This is a genomic window from Uliginosibacterium gangwonense DSM 18521, from assembly GCF_000373965.1.
GTDB lineage: Bacteria > Pseudomonadota > Gammaproteobacteria > Burkholderiales > Rhodocyclaceae > Uliginosibacterium > Uliginosibacterium gangwonense.
This window is the reverse complement of record NZ_KB892868.1, coordinates 73,362-97,043: the sequence shown is the minus strand read 5'-3', so window position 1 is coordinate 97,043 and position 23,682 is coordinate 73,362. Positions and strand designations below refer to the sequence as shown.

Sequence of the window (23,682 nt, the reverse complement as noted above, 5' to 3'; positions counted from 1 at the left end):
AGGAGAACTGTTATGATGAATCGTCAAGATGCGATGAAGCTCAGCACTCTTGCCATGGCTGTTGTGGGTGCCCTCTTTAGCATGCAGGCTCATGCCGACAATGACGAAGAGACCGCTTTGAAGCAGCCCACCAACTTTGTATCCCTGGGCCTGATTGCGACTTCGCGGGATTCCGCCAAATTCGGTGAATATAGCGGGCTGACCAAGCAGGGGGGCTACCTTAACCTTAATTTCAGTGTCCGTGGCGGCAGCGGCTACACCGACAATGCCAATGGGAAGACGTTGCGCTGGTCGATCTCCGGGACGGATCTGGGCCTGACTTCCCGTTCGGCTCAGGCCTCCGTCAGTGATCAGGGCGTATGGAATCTGGGTGTCAGTTACGATGAGTTGCGCCACACCACGAGTGACACCTATCGAACTGTTTACTCCGGGGCCATGGGGGGCAACCAGTTTGTGCTGCCCACCGGGTTTGGTACTGCGTCCAATACCAATACGCTCACGGCAGCACAACAAGCCGCTTATCACGACCAGGATATTTACAATACCCGCCAGAATACGGCCTTTACGGCAGGCTACAAATTCTCGCCTGCGCTTGCCCTGAATTTTGAGTTCAATCACCTCGATCAAAGCGGAGGCAAGCTGATGGCCTTTGGCTCTGCCGCCAAGGCTGGTTCCGTAACGGGTGAGGCGATTTCGATTCTCCCCATGCCAACCTATTACCAGACCGAGACTTTCAATGTGGCGCTGAATTGGTCGGGAGAAAAAGGGCATCTGGCCACCTCTTACTACGGCTCGTTCTTCAATGATCGTTTTAACAGCGTGAAATTCCAGACCTTTGCGGGCGGCAATGTCATGCAGACCATGGTCACGGCACCGAGCAACCAGTTCCATCAGTTGAATCTTGATGGCAACTATGCGATCACGCCCAAGACACGTGTCATAGGTGATCTGTCCTATGGCTTGAATACGCAAAATGATGCTTATGTGGTTGACGCGGGCATGATGAATGCGGCCTTGCCCAGTAATTCTCTACATGGCAAAGTCGTATCTGAAAATGCCAATCTGAAGCTCACCAACCAGAGCATCAAGAATCTGACCTTGGCGACAAGCTTCAAATACAGCCTGCGCGACAATCGTACAAGCTCGGACATCTATCGTTTCAATGCCCTGGATACCACGAATAACGCGGCTTATCCGAATACGCCCCTGAGCTTTGAAAAGATTCTCTATGATGTATCGGGGGATTATCGCATCACCCATGCGCAAGCCCTGCATTTGGCTGCCACCCACGAAGGCATCAACCGTTGGTGCAATCACTATGCGACCAGTGCCACCTATCCGGATGGCACCAATTGCGTGGTGGCGACCAGCAGCCGTGAAGATAAGTTGGAAACAAGCTATCGGCTCCAGGCAACAGATGATATAGACATGCGTGTGGGCTATGTTTATGGCCATCGCCGCACCGACTCCGATCAATACGCCAAGGCGGCTTTTTCCGGCAACAACAGTGGTCTTGGGGCCGGGATCAATGGGGGGGACTTCCTGGGCTATTACCCCTTCTTTGATGCTTCGCGCCGCCAGCAGCAAGTCAAGGCCAATGCGAATTGGCAGATTACGGAAAAGGTTTCGCTCGGCCTGGGTGGCAAACATAGCTACGACAGCTATGATGATTCCACTTACGGGGTACAGAATGGGCGCAACTGGAGCCTGAATCTGGATGTCGCTTACGCGTATAGCGACAACGGCGCGGTTGGCTTGTATGTCACCGAGCAGCGCAAGAAGCGCGATCTGAAGAGCGTGAACAGTCTGGCGACCAATTCGATTTGGACCAACGAGTTGGAAGACCGGGATTTCACCATCGGGATGAATGTCAAGCACAGCAATTTGCTTGGGGATAAACTGGATCTGACTGCCGATCTGAGCTATGTATTTGGCAAGACATCCTACAGCACGCAGGTCCCGTATCTGAGTACCTGCGGTGCGACGGCAACCTATACGTGTGGAGATCTACCCAAGATCAATAACAGAAGCATGTTGTTCAAGTTGGGCGCAAATTATAAGCTTGCCAAGCAATCTATTTTGGGTATGCAATACATTCACAGCCGCCTCAGTGTGATTGACTATTATTACAATGCGCTTCAATACGGTTATACGCCGAATGCTTTGTTGGCAACCAACCAGCAACCCGGAAGTTACGCGCAAAATGCAGTCATCCTGACCTACAAGCAGGAGTTTTGATTTCTCTTTGGGGCCTGATATCCGGGTGACCAAGGAGCGACGCAGTAAAAAGGCCACGACATTTTCGTGGCCTTTTTTATGGGTAGGGGGGCGCAATAACCGCCAGCCCCTGCTCCTGGCTCACAAGCCCAGTAGCGAGCGATGTACCTTGATCACGATTTTACGCAGCGCGGTGGTCTGGCTTACGTTGCAGCAGGGGCGGTGGAATTCACCAGGGTAGAAGATGGTGAACATGCCTGAAGCAAGATCGACAAAGGATTCATTCGCCGGGTCGGGATAGAAGGCGATGTCCTTCTCTTCCAGGCGGTCTTCGGTGGGGGCGAGCGTTCCATCCGGTGGGGCCACGCCGTAGCGCTCGGGGCCGTTGAGCACGATCTGCACATCGGCATATTGCCGGTGGGCCTCGGAGCGGGTGTCCTCCAGCTTCTTGCTGTTCATTTCCTGAATCATGAAAAACATCTGACTGCCGTCGATTTCATAACGCCCGGCGGCCAGCTTGGCGAGGTCTTGGCTGCGTACCGCGTCGACCGCCGTGACGATGGCGGCAGGCAACACCTTCTTGTGTTCGGCCCAGTGGGCCAGGGTACCGATAAACATGAGTTTTCCCTTCTGGATCACGAATGGCGGAGCACTGCACATTTGATGCAGCGCTCCGCAAAGCGGGGATTATGCAGGAAGCTTGGCGATCTTGGCGCGATAATGCTCGGTGCCGTCGATCAGCTTGTCGAGGATCACGTCCAGCGCCCAGAATTTCTCGCGGATATCATAGTTGATGACCCGGCAGCGGATTGAGCCGAAGGTGCCGATGCGCTGGTGGTAGAGCTTGGCGAATGCCGGGTAGCCCTGAGTTTCGGCCACGGCGGCCAGCACCAGGAAATTTGCCAGTTCGCGGGCCAGATCAGGGTGTTTGGCACCCGCCACCAGCAGCCACTTGTAAAGATCGGGGTGGATGTTGGCGAAAACGCCGTTGAAGCCGGGCGCACCTGCTTGCATGGCATCCCAGGCGATGGCCGCGTTGGCATTGAGAATGCGCAACGGGGTGTTGGCTGTCAGTGCCAGACGCCGCTTGACGGTGGGCAGATCGCAGCTGACATCTTTGAGCATGATGAAGCGGCCAGATTCGGCACACCACTTGAGTTCCTCGTCGGTAATCAGGCGGCGATAGGGGGCTGGGCATTCGTAGAGGCCAAGAGGCATGTCTTTGGGCAAGCGCTCTAGCAGCACCTTGAGTGTTGCCATGAAGGTCTCGGTGCCGGTGTTCTTCGGATCCAGGTGATTGGTGACCAGGATGAGCGCATCAGCGCCTACCTCGCTCATCGCGGCGAGCTCCTCAACCTGTTTGTCCACGTCATCGCTGATGTGGCCGGAGACCACCACCGGCACACGCCCCTTGACCTTGCCGACGACAAAGCGGCCAAGCTGGAGGCGTTCTTCCAGCGAGAGGAACATCATCTCACTTGATTGGCATACTGCGAACAGGGCATCTGCACCGTGGGCGAGATACCACTCGATCAGGTTCTCCAGCCCGGGATAGTCGATCTGGCCGTCGTCCTTGAACGGCGTGAGCATGACCGGAATGATGCCTTGGATGGGTGAAGCAGACTTTGTCATAATATTCTCTATCTATTTAGAATTATCTGGAATGGCGCGAGTGACCAGGAACAGGTAGCTCATCGCGCCACAGAAGGCGATGGCTGCCCCGGTCAGCAGGGCCGGTACGAAGGAAAACGATTGGGCGATGAAGCCGGTGGCAATCGGAGCCAGTGCGCCGCCGATGAAGCCGCCAAAGTTCTGCAGCGAGCCCAGCGAGGCAATCCGGTTTGAAGGCGCCACGGCTGTAGCCAGCGCCCAGGAGCAGGCCGACGCGGCATTGGCAAGGAAGATCACCACCGAGATGCAGGCGATGGCAACCGTGTTGCTCTCGGCCAGTGCAGCGGGAACGGTGAAGATCGCCATGCCCAGCATGGCGATCACGACCGGGATGCGACGCCCTTTGACGGGGGAGCCGATGGTGCGTTTGGTCACCTGATCGGAGAACCAGCCTGCCAGCAGGCAGCCCAGGAAGCCGCAGAAGAAGGGAACGGAGGCCATTACGCCGGTGCGAGCAAGGCTCATGTGGCGCTCGTTGACCAGATAGGCAGGCAGCCAGCTCAGATAGACCCAGTTCAGATAAACCGAGCCGAAGTAGCCCAGAATCATGCCCCAGGTGGAGCGGAACGAGAACAGGCCGACCCAGTCCTGAAAGGTGACTTTGACCTTGGGTTTGTCTTCTGCCTCTCCTGTCAGATAGGTGGTTTCCTCGGCAGAGAGTTTGAGGTCGACAGGATCACGATACAGCGCGAACCAGATAACAGCGGCCAGAATCCCGAGGGCGCCGGTGAGGATGAACATCCAGCGCCAGTCCAGAATCAGGATCAGTTGGGTTAGGATCAGCGGCGCCAGGGCGGTGCCCAGGGGCGAGGCGGAATTGAAGATCCCTGTCGGCGTGCCGCGCTTGCTCACCGGGAACCAGTTGCTGACGACGCGTGCGGCAGAGGGGAATTGTGGCGCTTCGCCAATCCCCAGGCAGATCCGTGCAGTGATGAATTGGAAGAAATTGCTGACCAGCCCGCCTGCCGCCTGCGCAAGCGACCAGGCGACAAGCCCGACGCCAAGGAGGCGGCGTGGCCCCACGCGGTCGACCAGACCACCGGTGGGCAACTGCGCCAGGGCGTAACTCCAAGAGAAGGCAGAGAGCAGCAGGCCCATTTGCCCGAGTGACAGGCCAAGTTCCTTGGCGATGCTCTGATTGGCCACGGCCAGCGTGCCACGGTCCATGTAGTTGATGACTCCGGTGAGAATCAACAGAGCCAATGAAGTGATCTGGGCACGACGCACCCGTGGGGGAACTGCGGCATCTAGGGGTGCTGCGAATGTGGGCGGGGGCGTTTCCGCCTTGGATAGGGACATGTCAGCCATGGGTGCTCCTCCTTGTTGTGACGTGTGTGAACATCGTTATTGGTTTTGCAATGTTTCATCTCATTGATCCCCTTGCTCTTCTGAAATGCTGGTGGGATCTAATGTCTGGCTTTCGTCAAAGTGGCCAACGCTCAGCGAGCGGCGGCGCGAGCTATGCAGGTGGGTGCGTAGCGCCAGGGCCGCGGCGGCGTGGTCACGGCGCAGCAGGGCAGAGAGCACCGCATCGTGCTCGCGGATGGCCACGGGGAGGCGCTCGGCGGGCAGGCCGATGCGCTCACCCAGAATCATGCGGATGCGGATGGAATTGACCCGGTGCAGATCGGCAATCAGCTGGTTATTGAGTGCGGCGACAAAGGTGTCGTGCATCTGCCAGTCTGCGTCCTGGGCTTCCTTGAGGAAACTCTCGGTGATCGCCCCTGTTTCGGCCTGCTGCTTGATGCGCTGCAAACGGTCGTAGAGGGCCTGGATTTCTCCATCCGAAGTGCGGCGGGAGAATTCCGCCAAGCCAGTGAGTTCAAGCATTTCGCGCAACTGGAAGGCTTCAACCACCATCTTCAGATCAATATGCACGATCTGTAAGCCACGCTGGCTGATGGCCTTGATCAGCCCTTCGGCTTCCAGCCGGGGGATCATCTCGCGGATGGCTCCGAGCGACATCGAAGTCAGCTCTGCCAGCTCACGTTGGCTGACAAACTGGCCGGGCACCAGTTGCCGGTTCAGAAGGTGTTGGGCGAAGGCATCGTAGGCCTGATCGCGGAGTTTGATATGCGCCATGGAGCGTGTTCCCTTGTTTAACATGAAGGTGACATGTTAGTGGGTTCGCACGGATTTGGTAATGGGTGCAAATCAGGGGATTACAACTCTGAGCCGTGGGGAAGGTCTGCCATCACCAAGGAGCGTGCTGTGTGGCGGTGTCCGGTGTGCATTTGATTGGCCAATTCGCTCATCTCGATCCCCTTCAATGAAGCCGTGCAGCCATCCAGAAACGGATTGCCTGCATCTAATCAATCAGTGTTTACAAACTAACATGTTAGTTTGCTGCCGCGTATAGGTAGGAACCCTGAGAGGGGCGTGGAAGCTGCATGCAGAGTCTCGGTGTTAGGCGAGGGGTGGCGCGAGTTCGCTTGTGTACTGGATCACCTTGTCCTGGGCCTCCAGCGGGGCGACTTCTATGCGGAGGCCCGTGCCGAATAATTTCAGCAAAGCCTCTCTCGCAGCGGTGGCCTGTTCTGTGCTGCGCAGCCTAAGCGTCAGCCCCAGGTCGGCATGCTGATGCAGTGTGTATTGCGGCAAGGCGAAGGGGGCAAGGCAGTGGCTGACATCGACATTGTTGAGCCATTGCCCCGCAAGTGTTTGGAAGCGCACTGGCGGGCGGCCATGAAAATCGCGCAGCAAGGGGCCTTGCGGAGTCATCGCCAGTTCCGCCCAGTCTCCTGTACGATAGCGCAGCAGCGGCAGGTAGAAATTGAAGCCGCCGCTGAGGGTGATTTCGCCACGTTCGCCAGGGGCAGCAGGGCACCCGTCTGGCAAAAGTGTCTCGACATACAGGCGATTTTGCAGCAGCAGATGTCCGCCCGCTTCGGGTAGGTAGACCGCAATCGGCCCGGCCTCGTTCATCGAATAGATATCCAGCACCGGGCAGCCGAAGCGGGCCTGTAATTGCGCGCGCATCCCGTCGCTCATGGCCATGGATGTCGACAGTAGGGCACGCGGGATATGCTGCATGGGTAGCTGTGCCAACTCGGACAGAGAGAGCGGATCGCCGGTTATCAACTCAGGCGCCAGCGCATCAAGGTAACGCGCCCGGTCGTCGGGGTGATGCCAGTCGGCGGGATGCAGATTGATTTTTGCCAGACCTGCTTCATCCAGCAAAGGGGTGACTGAGACATAGGTGAAACAGCGGCGCTGGAATCCGGCGAGTACGACGCTGACATCCCCTTTGCTCGCTTTCAACTCAATGCCGAAGTGGGCCAGCGCACGCCGATGGAATGCCAGATAGCTGGCGGCAATGCGCGGGTGTGAGGGCAGCTTGAGGGGGTGCCCGGTGGTCGCGCTGGTGGAGTATTCGATCAGGCGGTCCAGTGGAAGATCATCGGGTACAAAGCGCGTGATGTTGCGGCTCAGGTCTGCCCGCGAAATGGTCGGAATGTCCGTGAAGCGCGCAGGCACCGGGCCGCGTGCCCGGTAGCCCGGCACACGCTGGTAGGCATCCGTCACAAAGTCGGCTAGCCAGTCGGGCGCATTGTGCCAGCCCAGGCGCGCAGCCAGCACTTCGGCCGTGAAATCGCGCAGGAGGGGGATATCCTCAGCGACAAGGCGGTGGCCACTGCGGTTGCGGTAGATTGGCGCAGCAGGGTGCTCACAGAGGCGGGCCAGCATGGCCCGCCCAGCTTCACTGAGCAAGGGGAACAGACGCTCATCGGGGCGGATGCCATCCCGGCTCATGGTTTATTCCCGGGTGTATTTGTCGGCGGCCTCGGCGGCAGCCTTCTTGATGAGCGCTTCACGGATTTCGCGGGCGCGTTTTTCCGCCTCGCGTGCCGCTGCAATGATCCGCCGCCGTTCCGTGCTGCTCAACGCCTGCAGGCGATCCTGCGCCTGCGCCGCGGTCTCACCTGCCGGTAGTAGGCCCAGATCGGCCAAGGTGATGCGTACCAGTTCCTCGCGCCGCTCGGGGTCGAGAAGGTAGCGCTCCGCCTTGTATTCCGCCGCCAATGCCTGCAAGGTCTGCCCGAGAAACGGCAATAGGCGGGGTTTGCTGATGCGCCCCTGCAGTGTATCGTCGCTCAATAGCCAACAGGCGATTGCACAAAGCGTCATCCCGTTGGCATCTGTACCGGAGAGCGTCCGCAATTCAGCTTCCGTGAAGGGCTGGCCGATCTGGTGGCTGAGGTCGAATATCAACGCACTGACATGCAATTGTCCTGACTTGCCGGTGCGTGGCGCGTCAAGAAAATCCTGGGGCGTTTCCGCCAGGCGCCGCAACAGGATTTCGAGCGATGGGCCTGCGTGAGTCATCGGGTCTGCCTCTGAGTGGATGCCGCGATATGTCCGTCCCGGTGGCGACGGCTGAAATCATGCGCAAAGGCCATGAGCTGCTCCCAATCCGTAATCTTGTGCAAGGCCCAGCCTTGTGTCTGCACGGCCTTGTTGATCGCATTCATCGAGCTTGTCATATAACTGGAAGTATAGTTTGGCAGGTTCAGGGCCAAGGTGCCCCCCGCGCCTGCGCGCCGGAGTGCCTGAGCGGCAATATCCCAACCGGAATTGCCCTTTTCGTCGTCGGCGAACATGGTGTCGATCCCATCGTCCGAGATCATCAGGATATGCGTGGGCCGCTCGCGGCCCGCCGGTTCCGCATAGGTCTCGCGCAGACAATGAATCGGGAATGCTGTGCCGCCGCCAAAAAAGTCTGTCAGCACAGCAAGAATCTGTTGGGGCTGACGAATGAATCCTGGCGTCTGCCGCACCTCCTGCGTGCCACTCCAGAGCGTGACCTGCACCTTGGCACCCGCCCGCAGTGCCGAGAGCGCGATGATGGCTCCAGCCAGCGTGAGCCAGGATGTAGAGTATTGCGGATTGGGCATGGAGCCGGAACTGTCGACATAGATGTCCAGATCAATCGGCTCATGTACCGGCATTTCGCCGGGCTGCTCGCCGTACAGGCGTTTGACGGTTGTCATGCCAGGGGCAACACGCGGGGATTGCAGCACGCTCTGCAACCAATCCAGTTCATCAAGCGGATCACCGCAGTCCCAAGGCTCCAGCCCTTCCAGCAAGGGTTCTGTGCCGGAAGGCGCTTTTTTGCGCGGGTAGGGAATCAGGTGGGGGAGTGCCCGTTCCTGATAGTAACGAATGGCGATGTCATGCTCACTCAATTGCACACCGGAAGCGCGCAGGATTTCGCCATACTCGAAAGGCTCGCGCGTTTGTCCAGCGCTACGTTCCGTGCTTTGGGCATCGAGCGGAATGGCGTTGTTGCCAGCGGTGCGGGCAACCTGTTTGTCATCTTCGCCTGTGATCAAAGGGTCTTCTGCCGGGTGGATGGCACCTTCCAGCTCGCCTGCTTCAATCTCACCGATGCCACCCGTCACACAATCGCGCCCAGCCGATGCTGTGTCATGCAACCAGCGGAGGTGGTGTTTGTAGGCTTCATCATCATCCACGATATAGGGCAGCATCAGGGCCGCAAAGCGCCCCGCGCCATCCAGCCAGTCGCGTGCATAGACGCGGATGACGCGTGCACCCAGCCAGGCATCCGTCTCCCCTCGCACATCCAGCGAGCCTGCGCCCAGGCTGCCTTTTTCAAGCTGCCAGAGCTGCTCGTAGATACGCATGTATAGCGCCCATACCTTGCTGGGTGGGGCATCCTTTGGGGTGTCTGGCTGGGTAGCCAGTTTGCGGTAGATGTCTGCCAGCCGCAAACCGGATTGGCGTTGCAGCCGATCGTTGATGAGCAGATCGGTGTACAGATTCGCCAGCATGGGCGCGTGTTGCGTCAGCGTAGGTAATGCCTGACGCATACGGGCGAGGAGCCGCAGGTTGTCCGTTGCATTGGCAGGGGCCAGTACATGGTGGCCGATCTCATGGGCGAGGACTTCCAGTGCGTAATCTTCCAGCCCAAGTTGGGTGATGGTTTGCAGATCAATGACCACCCGCTGGTCCACGAAGCGGATCATCGCAAAACTGCCGTCCAGCCCTTCCGCCTGGGCAGCTTCGAGTGTGGAACACAGCAGGGCTGGTTGCAGGCGGGTGAAGCGGCTCCAGGTTGCCAGCGCCTCAGTCCATGCCGCCTGCCATCTGTCATGAAGCGGCTGTGCTTGTACATTGCTCATGACAGCGCCAATAAGCGGATGAAATGTGAATAGGGAGAGCAGATCGCCGCCGTGGTCGGGCCGCATACCATCTGCAAGCCCTCGGCGGGCAGGTCCAGATCGCAATGCTGCGCGTCGAGTTGAAGTTGATTGCCGCGCATCGTCAGTCGGCCATTGTCTGGAGAGCCGGCCGCAAACTCTTCAGCAGAGCCTGCATGCAGGGCGGTTCCAAAAGCGTCTGCGCTCAGATACCAGTAGCGCTCTGCACTGCGCACAACAAATCCATCGGCATATACACGGACTTCCGGCGGGCAGCTAAACGGCCCACCAAAACCGCTGAACCCCCCGACTTCATGAACCACGCGCAAACCTGTTTGCGTCGGTTGGGCGGGGTTGAACCAGATATTCGCCTCCATCTCGCCCAGTGTAGCGGTGAGGTCTTTTCCCGGAGGAATCGCCAAGGCGTCAGCCGCCAGTTCCGCAGGCAGGCTGCGTACGATGCCCAAGGCACTGGCGCGAAAGTGGGCCAGCCCGCAACGCCAGGCCAGCACTTGCCCGAGGCTGCGCAGATTGGCAAGATTGGCACAGCGGCCCACCAGCCGGGCCATCTCTCGTGCCCAAAGTGCCTGTCTGCTACTGTCCAAGGTATGCAAATTGAGTGCGGCGTTGAACAGGCTGCCCAGGGTGTCACGTGGTTGTAGCAGGGCCAGTGGCAGGCATGCTGGCAGAACATGCTGCCAGATCAGTCGGGTGAGTGGCAACTCGGCCTTGCCGCGCAGTTGCAGCGTGAGGCCAATATCAAAAGCACACAGGATGAAGCTGTTTGTTCGGTCTGCATCGATGTTGCAGGCATACTCGGCCAATGGGTTCAAAGTGCCGTGCAACAGGTTTTGCACCGCCTGGGTGTCGAAGCCGGGTTGCGCCCGGCTGGCCTCGGCTACGCGGGCATTGAATTGGCTGCGCCCGGCTTGCAGTGCCCGGATCAGGGCGGGGGACAGCGCGTGGGTACTCATGCCTGCGCTCGCAACCAATGGAGGTAGTTGGTGTAGCGTTGATGCAGGTACTTGAGCTTGAGCAGATCGTCATACAGGTGGCCGTAGAGTTTGCGGCCCTTGACGCGTTCGCTGATCAGTCGCTCGATGGTGGCAAGGCGCGTACGGGTGTCGCGCTCGCTGATGCCATCCAGTCCCTTGGCGAAATCGGCCTCAAGTGCAGCAAGTGGGTCTTCGCGGTCAAGGTTCAGGCGCTCGTATTCATCGCAGGCCAGATCGAAGAGATGGCGCAGCCAACTGATGCGGTCTGCCTTGAAGGGGATGTTCTCCGGCAGGTTGAAGAAGGGGGAATCCAGATCGGGTTGCAGTTTGTCATGCAAAACGAATGGCAGGGTCTGGCGCAGGTCTTCCAGCTCCACTTCGCCATTGCCACGGAAATAGGCCAGTGCTTTGGCATACAGCAGAATGGTCATTAGATTGCGCACGGAGACGCCATTGAGCGTCTGGCAGCCAATATCCTTGAGGCGATCCCGTCCGTTGTCTGCGGCCACTAGTTCATGCCATTCGACTCCGGCCAGGCGCGCAGTGTCTTTGGTGAGGTACTCAAACTGGGCGCCAGCCGTTTCAAACAATTCAAACTGGCTGGTGAAGAATTCAATGCGGCGGCGGACTTCGCGTGGCACGGCAATCGCACGGATTTCTTCGACCATGCGGTCGACTTCTTGCTCCGTGAAGATGATTTCCGCCGGTACGCATTCTTCCGGGCGCATGTTTTCCTCGATGCGCAGGAGCAGGTCATCGAGAAAACGCGGGTTGAAGGCCAGGGCCTGCACCACCACATCGATACGGTCGCGCAAGGCCTCCACCACCGCATAGGTGCCACCGCCCCGGTCGTCGTTGGCCGTCATGTACCAGGCCGATTCCGGGCATTCGTAGATGTGGTTGAGGATTTCCGCATAGTTGTCCCCCATCACGGTCAGCAATGCACTCTGGGTACGCGTGGGGATGCGGTTGTATTCATCGACGATCTTGACCCGCATGCCCAGCCAGTTACGCCATGCGATACGGATTTCCTTCATGTCCTGGGCGCCGACCAGATCGGCGGGCAGGGGGTTGCCGAGCAGGTCGGCAATCGTCATCTGCGGGTGGCCATGCTGCATGGCCCGGCGCACTTCCTTGATCGAATAGCCTGCCAGCACCCCCATCAAGATTGCGCTGGCCGTCTTGCCGCGGCCTGGGCCACCCACAAACAGGCACTTGCGCCGGGTGGCAAAGGTCAGCAGCGGCAGCAGGACGAAGCTGGAATAACTCTGTGCCGAGGGCAGGGTCAGCGTGCGTTTGCTGTCGCCAACCTGATAGCGCTGGGTGGGGCCATCGTTGTACTCGATGTCGTAATGCGGACTGATGATTGCCGTATTAACGATCCAGAAATAGGCCTGCCGCAGCTTTTCGTCCAGGGCCACGGCTTCACCGGAGGCTGCATCACTTGTCTGCAAGGGGCCTGCGTACAGGTCGGCCACGTCGAACTGGCGGGGGCGGACAATCGGCTTGGGATTGGTGGGGGACTTGGACAGGCGCTGGAAAAAGTTCAGAGGTGGCATGTCTGATTCCGTCAGGCGGGTTGTTGTTCAAGGGGCGGCGCAAATTGCCATGCGCCACGCAGCAGATCATCGACGGCCACCAGGGCCGCCCGGCAGCGCGCCTCGCGGGTGCCGTGCAGCTCCAGCCAGGGGATGGGTTGTGCGGTCAGCTCTTCGCGGAAGCGTCCGGTCATCCATTCACGCAGATGCTCGCCATCACGCAGACCATCGTCCTCGAAGGGTACGCCCTCATGGCGGGTCAACAGATACAGGGCGCGAGGCGGCATGTTGGCGGCGATCCTGGCTACTTCCGGGCTGGGGCGGTTCATGTAGCGCTCATGCCAGATGCGGGTTGCCATGGCGTCGGTATCGCAGATCAGCACCGGGCTGCCGTGGCGGGCGGCCAGATCCTCCTGGCGGCATTGCTCGGTGGCCACCATGGTGAAATCCTCACTGTGCCAGACGATGTCTTCCGCCCGTGCCGTGGGCGATTTGGCGCGCGCTAGGGCAAGCAGGTTGGCGCTGTATTCGCGGCCATATTCGGCGACCCAGCCTGTGCGTGCCCAGATGCCACCACGCTGGCGCAAAGCCAGTGCGAGATCACGTGACAAGGTGGTGGTGCCGGTTGATTCCGCTCCCACCAGTACCACGCGCAGCGCCAGCCCGGCCTGAACCGCCGGGGAGAGCAAATCCCACTGATCGCACGGGTTGAAACGCACCGCCGTGCCGGAGACCGGGTAGAGGCTGCGGCTCTGGCCCAGGCAGACATGCTCGGCAGCAAAGCGGCGCGCCAGCTCCTCGCCATAGGCTTCAGAGGTGAATACCGCGTCAATGGCCGGGGCTGGGCCGTAGTCACGATTGGCCCGTGCCACGGCCTGACGCATCACATCCACATGCGCCTCCCAGATCGCCGGGTCTTCGTAATCGATGGGAACGTCATCCAGCTCGACCACGATGCGTACATGGGGCAGGGCCGCGAAGGATTCGCGTAACCAGTCGGCGCGATGCTGCATCGGAATCGTCTCCACGCTGGAACCGAGCACCCCTACCGTGACCCGGCGGCAGTGCGCCGCTGCGGTGCGGATCAGGTATTCGTGGCCCAGATGCGGCGGGTAGAACTTGCCGATGACAAGGCCATGCTCATACAGAATCCGGCTCATGCGCGGACCTCCGCCAGACGCGTCTGCGTGAGGCTGCGCCAATGCCACCAGCCTTTCAGGCAGATGAGCAGGAATGCCACGTAGAGCCCGGCAATCAGGGGCAAACCACGATACCAGTACAGGGGCACGGAAATCAGATCAACCGCAATCCACCATGCCCAGTTCGAGAGCTTGCGGGTATTGAGCTGCCATTGCGCGCACAGGCTCAGTGCCGTGATCAGGGCATCAACAGGCGGGCAGGCGCCCTTGAGCCAGACCAGCACTTGCCACAGGAGCAGCGTGGTGAGGGCTGCAATGGCGATCAGGGTGACTTGTTCCCTTTGCGAAGTGGCAAAGACCGGCGAGGATTCCTGCGCATGGTGGCGGGATAACCACTCCCACCAGCCCATTGCGGAGAGCACGATGAACACGATCTGTAGCGAGGCATCGGCAAACAGCCTTTGCTGCAGGAACACCAGCCCGAGGATCAGGCTGTTGAGAATCCCGGTCGGGAAATTCCAGACATTGGCCCGCGCTGTGAGCCAGACGCAGATCACACCGGTTAGGAAGCCAAGAATGTCGCCTGCTGACATCGGCATGCTGGCAACAACGAACAAGGGGGCAGTTAGCGGCGCGAGAACTTCCATGCGAAATATGGCGATAGCAGTGAAAGAGTGATCATGCCACGATCAAGGCTGACTGCCCACGCACGCACAGCGGCTGGGGGAATCCGCTGATGGCCTCATTGGCAGAGTCGTGCGTGATCTTGATCTGTATCGGCGCCACTCCATCCAGATGGCGGATGCAGCAAGGCATTGTGGCGATCGTTGTGGCAATGTATGCCTTTGCGTTATCGGCGTATGCATTGGATTAAGGTGGAAACTAGTTCCAAAGAGCTAGTGCCAAAACGCAGGATTTGTATAAAGTGTAGCTTGTTGTCTGAAGTATCTTGCAGGTAAAAAATCCCCCGCCCCACAGAGGGTTGTTCTGATATGGCCAAAAAATTTCCACTTCATCCCGCCCACCCCGAGCGTATCTGCTGGGGTTGTGACAAATACTGCCCGACAGATGACATGGGCTGCGGCAACGGTGCCGAGCGAACCCTGCACCCCAGCGAAATGTTGGGTGAAGATTGGTACCAGTATGGCGACTGGGGCATTGAGGTGCCAGAGCCCGCGAAATGAAAAAGCCCACGGCATGCCGTGGGCTTTTTGCTGGGCGGTGAGGCACTTGTCCCCGATTAATTACTTCTGGCGATAGTCGTCGTGGCAGCCCTTGCAGGTTTTGCCCAGGTTGCCCAGCGCAGCTTGCAGGCTTTTCTGGTCGACTGCGGCGGCGGGCATGGCCTTGGCTGCCTGAATGAACTTGTCATAGCCAGCCTTGAACTTGTCGGCCTCGCTCCAGACCTTCGGGTCTGCCTTGGTGGGGGCGCCCTTGTCGGTGCCGGGGCCAAAGGCGCCAGCCGTAAGTGGCAGATCGCTGATGGAGGCGATCAGTGCAGCGTGCTGTTGGGCGACATCCTTGTTGAAGGGAATGTCCCCCTTGGCCATGGCGGACAGGACGCCGACGCTGCGCGCCGTCACCGTCATGGCTGACTGGCGGTATTCGATCTGCTGTTCTGGTTTGGCTTGTGCGTAGGCGAGTGCCGACATCAGGGAGGCGGCAACGGCAAGTGCGGCGATTCGATAGGCTTTCATGGTTCCCTCTGCGGTAGAAAAGTTGAAATGCACTGTGCTACAGGCAGGGTCTGTGCCCCGTTTATTCAATGGCGAAAATCTGTTTGATCGTCAGTGTGCCACCTGCGTCGTTGATTTGGAGCAGGCGATCAATATTCGGATGCTTGCCAGGGTTGGCGCGAGCGTCCTCGGTATGTTCGGCATACAGTTCTAGCCCCTTGGTGGCTGCCTCGGGTGTGATTGCACCGTAGAACTGGGCGAGGTGATTGTAAAGGGTGAGTGAGCCAATCTGCCCTTGTTTGTGTTCGATGCATGCAACTTGAGTGCCTTCGGCATCAAAAAGCTGCAATGCTGCAAGGTGGGAAACCCCGGGAAGCTGCTTGAGGTTGTCTGCAAATGCCATGTCAAAATACCTGCGTAAAACGGTTGTGATCCGCTTATTCTAATCGACTCTGCCGCATTGGCCATGTTGAGCCAGTGCCCAAGCCACGTGTTCGCGCACCAGGGCGGAGGTATCCTCCCGGCGGGACTCCAGGGCGGCCAGCACTTCCGGGCTGCCCGGTGCATTGCCCAGCCCCACGGCGATGTTGCGTAACCAGCGCTCATGGCCGATGCGGTAGATGGGCGAGCCTGCCATGCGGGCGTTGAAGGTGGCTTCATCCCAGGCGAAGAGTTCCACCAGCCTTGCGCGATCCAGTCCGTTGCGCACGGCAAAGTCTGCTTCGGTGGACAGTTGGGCGAAGCGGTTCCACGGGCAGGCAAGCTGGCAGTCGTCACAGCCATACACACGGTTGCCGATCAGGGGGCGCAATTCTTCCGGGATGCTGCCTGCATGTTCGATGGTGAGGTAAGAGATGCAGCGCCGTGCATCCAACCGGTAAGGGGCTACGATGGCGCGGGTGGGGCACACCTCGATGCAGCGCGTGCAACGCCCGCAGTGCGCTTGCTGTGGCGCATCGGGCGGCAAGGCGATATCCACGTAGATTTCACCCAGAAAGAAGAACGAGCCAGCGTCCCGATTGAGTAGCAGGGTATGCTTGCCGCGCCAGCCCAGTCCGGCACGTGTGGCCAGTTCCACCTCTAGCACCGGGGCGGAATCAACGAAAACGCGTGCGCCAAGGGCGCCAGTCTGCTCCTGCAGGTAGTCCGCCAGACGTTGCAGGTGGTTGCGCATCACCTTGTGATAATCGCGCCCATGCGCGTATCGGGCAATGGCGGCACGCGCTGGGTCCTCTTCCCAAAGCGGGGCTTGCGTCAGATAATCCATGCGCACGCAAATCACGCTGACCGTGCCCGGCACAAGTTCTGCCGGACGGGCGCGTTTCAGGCCGTGGCGCGCCATATAATCCATGCCGCCGTGGAAGCCGGCGGCCAGCCAGTCGAGCAGGCCTTGCTCGGCATCCGCCAAGTCGACGCCAGCGATGGCTAGGGCGGCAAAACCCAGCTCCCGGCTGCGTTCGCGCAGGTCCTGCACAAGCTGCCGGGGCTCGGAAATCGAAGGAATTGAATGTCTGTCTTGAATCACGATGCAGATGATAGTGCTTTTGCTCCAGAGGTGTACCTAGCGGATGAAACCGCCACCGAAGCATTCGGTGCCGCCTTGGCTGGCGCACTCGAAGCCGGGCTGGTGATCTGGCTCACCGGCGAGCTGGGGGCGGGCAAGACCACCCTGACCCGGGGATTGCTGCGCGCGCTAGGGCATGAGGGCAATGTGAAGAGTCCGACCTATACTCTTGTTGAACCTTATGCTATTTCTAGATTTTCGCTGTATCATTTTGATTTTTATAGGTTCAACTCTTCAGAAGAGTTTCTCGATGCAGGTTTGGAAGAGTATTTCGGCACAACAGGCGTCTGCTTGGTTGAGTGGGCTGAGAAAGCCGCGCCTTACGTCCCACAACCCGATCTTGAAGTGCGCCTGGAAGTTTCAGGCGCTGGGCGCATGCTGCGCTGCCAGCCGCATAACGAGAGGGGGGCTGCATGTCTGACGCGCATTCAAAAGCCACGGTGAATCTCTCACGCCGCCGCCTGCTGCAAGCCGGGGGCGCCTTGATGACGCTGCTGGTCACACCCGTTGGCATGGCCCAAAGCCAGGCCCGTATTCTGGCGGTGCGCGTATGGCCCGCCAAGGACTACACCCGGATCACCCTTGAAGGGGCAGAGAGCCTGAAGTTCTCCCACCAGATCGTGAAGAATCCGGAGCGGCTGGTGGTTGACCTCGAAGGGGTTGAATTCAATAGTGTGCTGCAGAGCCTGCCGGACAAGATTTCCGAGACCGACCCTTATATCAAGCTCATCCGTGCCGGGCGCAACCGCCCCGGCGTGGTGCGGCTGGTGGTGGAACTCAAAAGTGAAGTCGCCCCACAGATTTTCACCCTGGCGCCGGTAGGCAACTACGGCCATCGTTTGGTGCTGGACCTCTACCCGACCGAGCCGGTCGACCCCCTGATGGCGCTCCTGGAAAAGAGGACGCCGGAGGAAGGCGCTGCCTCAACCGGTAGCCAGACCGCCATTGCCAGCAATCCCCAGGAATTGCCGCAGATCAGCAGCCCCGCCAGCGCAGAGAAGAAGCCGGCGGCCGAAGAGCCTGTACGTACCGCCCGGAACGACGCCGCGCGCGGAGCCGACAAACCTGCCAAGCCTGGGCGCGGCGCGAAGTCGGAAATCAATCGCCTCATCACGATTGCCATCGACCCTGGGCATGGGGGCGAAGACCCCGGCGCAGTAGGTCACAATGGCACTTTCGAGAAGACGGTGACGCTGGCTGTGGGCAAGCTGCTTCGGGAACGTATCAATGCAGAGCCGAACATGCGTGCCATGCTTACGCGGGATGCGGACTTCTTTGTTCCGCTCGGGCAGCGGGTGGAAAAGGCCCGCCGTGTGCAGGCCGACCTGTTCGTCTCGATTCATGCGGATGCCTTCATCCGCCCGGATGCTCGCGGCAGCTCGGTGTTTATCCTCTCGGATCGTAGCGCCAGTTCTACCGCTGCACGCTGGTTGGCGCAGAAGGAAAACGCGGCTGACTTGATCGGTGGGGTCAACATCGGCGTCAAAGACAGCCATTTGGCCAAGACCTTGCTGGACCTCTCGCAAACCGCCACGCTGAACGACAGCCTGAAAGTCGCCAAGGCGGTGCTCGGGGAGTTGGGTGGCATCAATCAGCTCCACAAGGGCGAGGTGGAACAGGCGGGCTTCGCGGTGCTCAAGGCGCCCGATATCCCCTCGATGCTGGTCGAGACGGCTTTCATCTCCAATCCGGATGAAGAAAAACGCCTTATCACCGAGGCCTATCAGGAGAAACTGGCAGAAGCGATGTTACGTGGCATCAAGCGCTACTTTGCCAAGAATCCCCCGCTGGCCAAGACCAACAAGATCGCATTGCTGGATTGATGGCAAGAATGGAGGGCACGCGCCCTCCCTCTTGTTGAGGCTTAATGCGTGGCAGCGTTGTTTTCTGCCTGATATGTCTCCAGCTTCTCCAGCACAGGGCGGATTGCCTGGCCCTCCGCCATCTGCGGTTCAGAGTGCTTCAGGTCTTCCTTGGCCTCGCGTTGGGTCACGGCCTTGTTAGCCATGGCAAAAGCCTGTTCAAAAGAATGCGTCTGGCGTAGCGCCTCGTTGAAGTAGGCGTTGCCAAAGAAGGTCCATTCCGCCTCATGACTGCAACCGTGGGAATTGCGATCCTCGCGTGAGGCGGACATGACAAGCGTGTTGTCGTTGGCCAGCAGCTTGACGAAACCGCCTGAATAGCAGGCAGAAACCAGGATGACCCGGTTTTTGATGCCCGCGTCATCGAGCATGCCGCGTAGCGTTTGGGGCGTCAGCTCACCAAATTTGTACGGCCACAAGTCCAGCGAGAAGTGGAAGTCCTCCGCGCCATGCGAAGTCATGAACAGGAACAGCACATCCTCTTCCTTGTTCATCTTGCTGCCAATGGCGGCAAGTGACTTGCGCAACGCGATGGTGCTGGCAAGCGGATATTCCTGCGTTGTGGCAGGGTTGTTGATCAGCGTGATGCTGTGGCCTTCCGTGTCGAAACGTTCCTTGAAAAGCTGGGTGACGCTGCGCGCTTCACGCAGGAATACATCCTGCCCGCCATAGCCCCCCAAGGCGAGCAGATAGAGTTCCGGCACCCCGGGCTTGCCTTTTTGCACGGCATTGATGGCCTGGTCCAGCAAGGCGGGCTGCGCATACAGCACGGCTTCTTGCGTGGCCTGTTCCCATGTGTGTTGGGTACCTGCGGCGGTTTCGTCATCATAGTTGGGTATCCACACGCCTGACGAGTCCTCATCATGCAGCCAAGCGGGCACGGCCAATAGAAAGCTCACCCCCAGCACAGCAATGAGCCGCTGCCCCATCAGTAGATGCAGACTGCGTACCAGGGATACGATAATGGCAAGCCACGCCCAAGCATATGTGAGCCAGATCAACTGATAGGACAATGTCGGGGCTATCCCCTTGGTCATGCACAGACTCAGCAGCAGGCCTACCGCCTGGGTGATCAACAACGGGGTCTGGATAGCCAACATGGCAGTGGGAATTCGCTCTGGCTGCGAAGTCTGGCGCGTGATCGCCCAGGCACTGAGCAAGGAACACAGCAGGCATACGAATAGCCCAGGCAAGGCAGGCCAATAAAACTGCCCCTTCAAGCCCACCGTAATGAGCATAAAGCCAATACCAAGCAGGGCACTGGCAAAAGCAAACAGGACAATTTGAAGGACTGAGACGCGCAGGCGCTGTGCCCCAGCAGGGTAGAACAGCGCAAAGAGCAAACCGGCGTAGAGGTTGTTGCCAAAATCCGCCCATATTTTCCGGCCTCTGTGCTCTGGCACCTCATGAGCAACAGGGCGCGCCGCCACTGCCTGCTGACCGCTGAATTGTTCCAGTTGTGAGATCCATTCGTCTTTGGCTGCAGTATCAGCGAAACATCGCGTGGGAACCCACAAAATACGATAGCCCTTCAGGTAGATCAGAATGGCTTCAGGGCGTAGTTCAATCGCCTCAACTGCAGACCAAGGGTAAATGGCATGGGTGATTTCGGAGTCATCCTCAAGCCCCTGGGTTTGGATCCGCAGACGGTATTGATGCGAAAAGCTCTGTACAACCCTGAGTAGGTGTTTTCGCGTGGATAACCAACCCACCGTTATTGTGAAGACAAAACCAGCAAGAAAAGAGAGCCCGTTGATATCTGCCAAAGGTGTGTAGGGCAACACCACTCCACCCAAGATACTCAAAACCAGCCAGATGCCAAATATCTTGAGCCATGCACTCCGTTTCTGTGTGTGCCCGGCGCGGGGGCGAGAACGGTAGGCCGCGCTGGCGGCAAGCCACTCCGCGTCTGTGATCTCGACTTCCAGCCAGTTTTTTTCTTCGTGTTCGTTGCACATGACAATCTTTACTCAGGCCGAACGTACGGCCTCGACAATATTCAGACGCGCCGCCCGCCATGCGGGGAGCACGCCGCCCAGAAATCCCATGCCAAGCGAGAATGCCAAGCTACTTACAGCAATCTGTGGCGTGAGGCGGAAACTGAAAGCCAACTCGGCAAAGGTCTGCCAGTTCATCGTGGATACCGACAAGGTTTGCATCAACGAGGCGCAACCCAGCCCGGCTAGCCCACCCAATAAAGCCAACAGCATGGATTCTGCCAGAAAGGCGATCAGTATATTCCGCCGGTGAAAACCGATGGCGCGCAGGGTGCCGATTTCCGCCGTGCGGCTGGCAACCGCTGCGTACATGGTAATCATGGCACCGATGATGGCACCGATCGAAAAAATGATGGACAGGGTCATCCCAAGAATGCGGATAAAGGTAGCCAGGAATTTTGATTGATCCGCATAAAACTGGTTTTCGCGTTTGGCTTCTACGGTCAGGCGCTTGTCGGCCATGATCAGGGTATGCACGGCATCGAAGTTCGCACCGCTATCAAGGCGAAAGGCCAGCGAGGAATAGATCGGGCGGCGAAAGGCCTGCTTCATCTGCGCCACGTCGCCCCAGATCTCAGAGCTGAATGCGGTCTTGCCAGCGTCAAAGATGCCCACCACCAGCCAGTCCCGCCGGGCAAAGCTCAAGGTCTGCCCCAACTCCACCCCCGCAAAATTCTTGGCCAACCCCGCACCTACAACGATCTCATTGCTATCCGGGCGGAATATACGTCCTGCTATCAATTTGATCTGTGGGCGCAGTGCGATACCTTGCGCAGAGCTGCCACGGATGGTGACATTGCTGGGTATCCCCGTTGATTTCTTGACCAGTGAATACAGTACCACGCATTCCTTGGCTATCATTGCGCGCCCGGCGTTGTCGGTAGCAATATGGGGCAGGGTTTCAAGTGCGGCCACCTGATCCTGCTCCAATGCACTCTGGATTTCGGTTTCCGACCCGGCCCGGATCACCACCACATTATCAGAGCGGCCTGTATCCACGAGGGTGGCCTTCAGGCCCGCCTCCAGCATCAACACGGTGGCAAACACAAACACCACCAGCCCCATGCCGCCAGCGGTTAATACCGTCGTCAGCCGCCGGGTGACAAGGTTGCGCCAGATATAGTTGAATGGGATGCGCTGGATCATGCCAGGCTCCTCAAGCCTTCAATAATCTTCACCTGCATGGCCCGCCGCGCCGGAAAAGCCGCCGCCACGCAAGCCACCACAATGGCCGCCAGCCATTGCAGGCGCACGGTCTGTGCTGCAACCTGAAAAGTCGGGAAGATGTTATCCAGTTGTGTGCCAATGGCATGGGCCGCCGGGCCGGTGGCCCAGATGCCGATGGCAGCGCCCACAAGCGCCAGCGTTAGTGATTCGGCATAAACCAATGCGGCCCCCACCCAGGGGCGGAACCCCAGCGCCTTGAGCGTGGCATATTCGGCAGTGCGTTCGCGCGAAGCCATCGCCATCGTATTGGCCATCACGGCCATGATGATCACGATGATCACCCAGGAGACGATCTGGATCGCCTGCACGATAGTTCCTGTCATGGCCACGAAGCTGAGTTGAAAGGCCTTTTCTGTTTCAGTGAGTGTTTCTGCAATCGAATTGTGAAACAAGGTATCAATGCGCTGCGAGACGGCTGCCGCCTCCCGTCCATCACGGATACCAACGATATAGATGCCCGCCTGATTCTCAGCGCCTGGGTAGATCTGCTTGATCCGCTCATTGAGAAAATCCCAGTGCAGCATGAACTGATTCTCATCGGTACTGCTGCGTGCACCGCTGTAGATGGCCCGCAACACCAATTGATAATCACCGGGGAAAATCGTGCCCTTGAGCGGGATCACATCGCCCACCTTCCAACCAAAGCGCTGCGCGAGCTTGTGCCCGGCCACCGCGCCACGCCTGTCACGCAGGAATTCCAGGTACTGATCCGGCGGAATCACGAATTCCGGGTACAGGCGGAAATAGCTGGGGGCATCCACTGCAAACTGCGGGAAGAAATTGCGCTGATCGATATAGACCCCGCCAAACCAATTCGACCAGGTGATGTCATTCACCCCCTCTACCGCGCGAACTCTTTCTGCATAGGCCAGAGGCATTGAAAATGTCATGGATATCGAGTTGCGCACAACCAGACGCTTGTCGGACGCCGCATCTGCCCCCGCATACCACGCCGTGACCACCGTGCTGAGCAGCCCGAACGACAGAATCGCCACCACGATCCCGGCTACCGTCAGGCTGCTCCGCAGCTTGTGCCGCCAGGGGTTGCGCAAGGCAATGCGGAGGATCAGGGTTAGCATGATTGTGCCGTAGTGCTTGTATGCTGAAGGAAATCCAGCGCGCTGTTGCGCCTCTCCTCTGTACTCTGATCGCCCTCCAGTCTCAGTACCGGGCATTGCCGCGCCGCCAGCCAGCGCTCGTGTATCGCCCGGCTGCGGCCGCGCAAGCGCCCCTCGTCATATTGAGCCGCCCAATCTAGGAACGCGGGGTCTGCGTAGCCAAAACCTTGGGTTTCCCGCTGGGCAAGGCGCTCAACGCGAATCTTGGCGTCCAGGCTGAGGAAAATGATATGCGTATAGCCATTCTCCAATGCATCTCCCCAGGTGTCTGGCGATCCCGCCATGATGCAGCAGCGATTCGAATGTAAGGCGGCCAATGCCATGCACAGGCGTTCCAGGTGGGGGCGTTTGCTGGTAAATGCAGGGGTGGAGCAGAGCCAGTAAAAATCGTCCAGATCATAAAACGGGCAGCCCAGATGCGCCGCCATTGCCCGTCCCAGCGTGCTGGTACCTGAGCCGGAGGCCCCGATCACTAGTACGCGAAGGGTTTGAGGAAGCGAATTCATGGCTGGAGTAG

At 59.0% G+C, this 23,682-nt stretch carries 23 protein-coding genes; 4 read left to right on the top strand and 19 right to left on the bottom strand.

Annotation, left to right across the window (positions count from 1 at the left end):
* The first annotated feature begins 12 nt into the window (after positions 1–12).
* Complete coding sequence (locus tag B145_RS0123145) at positions 13–2,238, top strand: MtrB/PioB family decaheme-associated outer membrane protein (protein ID WP_018610584.1); 2,226 nt, start codon at positions 13–15, stop codon at positions 2,236–2,238.
* Positions 2,239–2,358: 120 nt separating this feature from the next.
* Here the strand turns inward: B145_RS0123145 and B145_RS0123140 are convergent, their stop codons facing one another.
* The 12 genes from B145_RS0123140 to B145_RS28915 all read right to left on the bottom strand — a co-directional run bounded on the left by B145_RS0123140 (position 2,359) and on the right by B145_RS28915 (position 14,537).
* The gene (locus tag B145_RS0123140; RefSeq protein ID WP_018610583.1) at positions 2,359–2,835 is read right to left on the bottom strand and encodes a NanQ anomerase/TabA/YiaL family protein; all 477 of its coding nucleotides are present in this window, start codon (positions 2,833–2,835) and stop codon (positions 2,359–2,361) included.
* A 69-nt stretch (positions 2,836–2,904) separates the two neighbouring features.
* On the bottom strand, positions 2,905–3,849 hold the full coding sequence (locus B145_RS0123135; RefSeq protein WP_018610582.1) for a dihydrodipicolinate synthase family protein: 945 nt from the start codon (positions 3,847–3,849) through the stop codon (positions 2,905–2,907).
* A gap of 12 nt (positions 3,850–3,861) precedes the next feature.
* A complete protein-coding gene (locus tag B145_RS0123130) occupies positions 3,862–5,196 on the bottom strand; it encodes an MFS transporter (RefSeq protein WP_018610581.1) in 1,335 nt (444 codons plus the stop codon).
* Between the two features lie 60 nt (positions 5,197–5,256).
* Positions 5,257–5,970 carry a GntR family transcriptional regulator gene (locus tag B145_RS26815; RefSeq protein ID WP_018610579.1) on the bottom strand — a complete coding sequence of 238 codons (714 nt, stop codon included), beginning with the start codon at positions 5,968–5,970 and terminating at the stop codon, positions 5,257–5,259.
* Positions 5,971–6,294: 324 nt separating this feature from the next.
* Positions 6,295–7,641, bottom strand: a complete 1,347-nt coding sequence (locus B145_RS0123120; RefSeq protein ID WP_018610578.1) for a phenylacetate--CoA ligase family protein — start codon at positions 7,639–7,641, stop codon at positions 6,295–6,297.
* Positions 7,642–7,644: 3 nt separating this feature from the next.
* Complete coding sequence (locus tag B145_RS0123115) at positions 7,645–8,214, bottom strand: hypothetical protein (protein WP_018610576.1); 570 nt, start codon at positions 8,212–8,214, stop codon at positions 7,645–7,647.
* Positions 8,211–10,031 (bottom strand): vWA domain-containing protein, encoded by a 1,821-nt coding sequence (locus tag B145_RS0123110; RefSeq protein ID WP_018610574.1) that lies wholly within the window; start codon positions 10,029–10,031, stop codon positions 8,211–8,213. Before B145_RS0123110 ends, B145_RS0123115 begins: the two co-directional genes overlap by 4 nt.
* Positions 10,028–11,023, bottom strand: a complete 996-nt coding sequence (locus tag B145_RS0123105) for a hypothetical protein (RefSeq protein ID WP_018610572.1) — start codon at positions 11,021–11,023, stop codon at positions 10,028–10,030. Before B145_RS0123105 ends, B145_RS0123110 begins: the two co-directional genes overlap by 4 nt.
* The gene (locus tag B145_RS0123100) at positions 11,020–12,603 is read right to left on the bottom strand and encodes an AAA family ATPase (protein WP_018610570.1); all 1,584 of its coding nucleotides are present in this window, start codon (positions 12,601–12,603) and stop codon (positions 11,020–11,022) included. The genes B145_RS0123105 and B145_RS0123100 overlap by 4 nt, the downstream gene beginning before the upstream one ends.
* Before the next feature lie 11 nt (positions 12,604–12,614).
* Positions 12,615–13,742, bottom strand: a complete 1,128-nt coding sequence (locus B145_RS0123095) for an AAA family ATPase (protein WP_018610568.1) — start codon at positions 13,740–13,742, stop codon at positions 12,615–12,617.
* On the bottom strand, positions 13,739–14,368 hold the full coding sequence (gene pnuC, locus B145_RS26810; protein ID WP_018610567.1) for a nicotinamide riboside transporter PnuC: 630 nt from the start codon (positions 14,366–14,368) through the stop codon (positions 13,739–13,741). Before pnuC ends, B145_RS0123095 begins: the two co-directional genes overlap by 4 nt.
* Before the next feature lie 31 nt (positions 14,369–14,399).
* Entirely contained in the window at positions 14,400–14,537 is a 138-nt protein-coding gene (locus B145_RS28915) for a hypothetical protein (RefSeq protein ID WP_018610565.1), read from the bottom strand.
* A 176-nt stretch (positions 14,538–14,713) separates the two neighbouring features.
* Here B145_RS28915 and B145_RS26805 point away from each other — a divergent pair, with 176 nt between their 5' ends.
* On the top strand, positions 14,714–14,905 hold the full coding sequence (locus B145_RS26805) for a DUF3079 domain-containing protein (RefSeq protein ID WP_018610563.1): 192 nt from the start codon (positions 14,714–14,716) through the stop codon (positions 14,903–14,905).
* Positions 14,906–14,965: 60 nt separating this feature from the next.
* Here the strand turns inward: B145_RS26805 and B145_RS0123080 are convergent, their stop codons facing one another.
* The 3 genes from B145_RS0123080 to queG form a co-directional block, all read right to left on the bottom strand.
* Positions 14,966–15,418 carry a c-type cytochrome gene (locus tag B145_RS0123080; RefSeq protein ID WP_018610562.1) on the bottom strand — a complete coding sequence of 151 codons (453 nt, stop codon included), beginning with the start codon at positions 15,416–15,418 and terminating at the stop codon, positions 14,966–14,968.
* Between the two features lie 61 nt (positions 15,419–15,479).
* The gene (locus B145_RS0123075; RefSeq protein WP_018610561.1) at positions 15,480–15,800 is read right to left on the bottom strand and encodes a DUF2322 family protein; all 321 of its coding nucleotides are present in this window, start codon (positions 15,798–15,800) and stop codon (positions 15,480–15,482) included.
* Positions 15,801–15,839: 39 nt separating this feature from the next.
* Positions 15,840–16,922 carry a tRNA epoxyqueuosine(34) reductase QueG gene (gene queG / locus B145_RS0123070; RefSeq protein WP_245541906.1) on the bottom strand — a complete coding sequence of 361 codons (1,083 nt, stop codon included), beginning with the start codon at positions 16,920–16,922 and terminating at the stop codon, positions 15,840–15,842.
* Between queG and tsaE the strand changes: the two genes are divergently transcribed.
* Both tsaE and B145_RS0123060 read left to right on the top strand, forming a co-directional pair.
* Positions 16,905–17,405 carry a tRNA (adenosine(37)-N6)-threonylcarbamoyltransferase complex ATPase subunit type 1 TsaE gene (gene tsaE / locus B145_RS0123065; RefSeq protein ID WP_018610559.1) on the top strand — a complete coding sequence of 167 codons (501 nt, stop codon included), beginning with the start codon at positions 16,905–16,907 and terminating at the stop codon, positions 17,403–17,405. The two genes, queG and tsaE, sit on opposite strands and share 18 nt — an antisense overlap.
* On the top strand, positions 17,375–18,784 hold the full coding sequence (locus B145_RS0123060) for an N-acetylmuramoyl-L-alanine amidase (RefSeq protein ID WP_026259425.1): 1,410 nt from the start codon (positions 17,375–17,377) through the stop codon (positions 18,782–18,784). Before tsaE ends, B145_RS0123060 begins: the two co-directional genes overlap by 31 nt.
* A gap of 41 nt (positions 18,785–18,825) precedes the next feature.
* Here the strand turns inward: B145_RS0123060 and B145_RS26800 are convergent, their stop codons facing one another.
* Genes B145_RS26800 through B145_RS26795 form a run of 4 tightly spaced genes read right to left on the bottom strand, consistent with a single transcriptional unit; the run spans position 18,826 to position 23,671 of the window.
* A complete protein-coding gene (locus B145_RS26800; protein ID WP_018610557.1) occupies positions 18,826–20,781 on the bottom strand; it encodes a C13 family peptidase in 1,956 nt (651 codons plus the stop codon).
* A 12-nt stretch (positions 20,782–20,793) separates the two neighbouring features.
* On the bottom strand, positions 20,794–21,966 hold the full coding sequence (locus B145_RS0123050) for an ABC transporter permease (RefSeq protein WP_018610556.1): 1,173 nt from the start codon (positions 21,964–21,966) through the stop codon (positions 20,794–20,796).
* Positions 21,963–23,126, bottom strand: a complete 1,164-nt coding sequence (locus B145_RS0123045; RefSeq protein WP_018610555.1) for an ABC transporter permease — start codon at positions 23,124–23,126, stop codon at positions 21,963–21,965. The genes B145_RS0123050 and B145_RS0123045 overlap by 4 nt, the downstream gene beginning before the upstream one ends.
* Entirely contained in the window at positions 23,120–23,671 is a 552-nt protein-coding gene (locus B145_RS26795) for a P-loop NTPase family protein (protein ID WP_033407987.1), read from the bottom strand. The genes B145_RS0123045 and B145_RS26795 overlap by 7 nt, the downstream gene beginning before the upstream one ends.
* Between the last annotated feature and the right edge of the window lie 11 nt (positions 23,672–23,682).

Bases quoted from the DNA above. Each gene is read 5' to 3' on its own strand.
- B145_RS0123145 (WP_018610584.1), top strand. From the start codon at position 13: ATGATGAATCGTCAAGATGCGATGAAGCTCAGCACTCTTGCCATGGCT.
- B145_RS0123060 (WP_026259425.1), top strand. From the start codon at position 17,375: ATGTCTGACGCGCATTCAAAAGCCACGGTGAATCTCTCACGCCGCCGC.
- B145_RS26805 (WP_018610563.1), top strand. From the start codon at position 14,714: ATGGCCAAAAAATTTCCACTTCATCCCGCCCACCCCGAGCGTATCTGC.
- B145_RS0123120 (WP_018610578.1), bottom strand. From the start codon at position 7,641: ATGAGCCGGGATGGCATCCGCCCCGATGAGCGTCTGTTCCCCTTGCTC.
- B145_RS0123135 (WP_018610582.1), bottom strand. From the start codon at position 3,849: ATGACAAAGTCTGCTTCACCCATCCAAGGCATCATTCCGGTCATGCTC.
- B145_RS0123140 (WP_018610583.1), bottom strand. From the start codon at position 2,835: ATGTTTATCGGTACCCTGGCCCACTGGGCCGAACACAAGAAGGTGTTG.
- B145_RS0123100 (WP_018610570.1), bottom strand. From the start codon at position 12,603: ATGCCACCTCTGAACTTTTTCCAGCGCCTGTCCAAGTCCCCCACCAAT.
- B145_RS26795 (WP_033407987.1), bottom strand. From the start codon at position 23,671: ATGAATTCGCTTCCTCAAACCCTTCGCGTACTAGTGATCGGGGCCTCC.
- pnuC (WP_018610567.1), bottom strand. From the start codon at position 14,368: ATGGAAGTTCTCGCGCCGCTAACTGCCCCCTTGTTCGTTGTTGCCAGC.
- tsaE (WP_018610559.1), top strand. From the start codon at position 16,905: ATGTCTGTCTTGAATCACGATGCAGATGATAGTGCTTTTGCTCCAGAG.
- B145_RS0123115 (WP_018610576.1), bottom strand. From the start codon at position 8,214: ATGACTCACGCAGGCCCATCGCTCGAAATCCTGTTGCGGCGCCTGGCG.
- B145_RS0123095 (WP_018610568.1), bottom strand. From the start codon at position 13,742: ATGAGCCGGATTCTGTATGAGCATGGCCTTGTCATCGGCAAGTTCTAC.
- B145_RS26815 (WP_018610579.1), bottom strand. From the start codon at position 5,970: ATGGCGCATATCAAACTCCGCGATCAGGCCTACGATGCCTTCGCCCAA.
- B145_RS0123050 (WP_018610556.1), bottom strand. From the start codon at position 21,966: ATGATCCAGCGCATCCCATTCAACTATATCTGGCGCAACCTTGTCACC.
- B145_RS0123080 (WP_018610562.1), bottom strand. From the start codon at position 15,418: ATGAAAGCCTATCGAATCGCCGCACTTGCCGTTGCCGCCTCCCTGATG.
- B145_RS0123045 (WP_018610555.1), bottom strand. From the start codon at position 23,126: ATGCTAACCCTGATCCTCCGCATTGCCTTGCGCAACCCCTGGCGGCAC.
- B145_RS0123130 (WP_018610581.1), bottom strand. From the start codon at position 5,196: ATGGCTGACATGTCCCTATCCAAGGCGGAAACGCCCCCGCCCACATTC.
- B145_RS0123110 (WP_018610574.1), bottom strand. From the start codon at position 10,031: ATGAGCAATGTACAAGCACAGCCGCTTCATGACAGATGGCAGGCGGCA.
- B145_RS26800 (WP_018610557.1), bottom strand. From the start codon at position 20,781: ATGTGCAACGAACACGAAGAAAAAAACTGGCTGGAAGTCGAGATCACA.
- B145_RS0123105 (WP_018610572.1), bottom strand. From the start codon at position 11,023: ATGAGTACCCACGCGCTGTCCCCCGCCCTGATCCGGGCACTGCAAGCC.
- B145_RS0123075 (WP_018610561.1), bottom strand. From the start codon at position 15,800: ATGGCATTTGCAGACAACCTCAAGCAGCTTCCCGGGGTTTCCCACCTT.
- B145_RS28915 (WP_018610565.1), bottom strand. From the start codon at position 14,537: ATGCCTTGCTGCATCCGCCATCTGGATGGAGTGGCGCCGATACAGATC.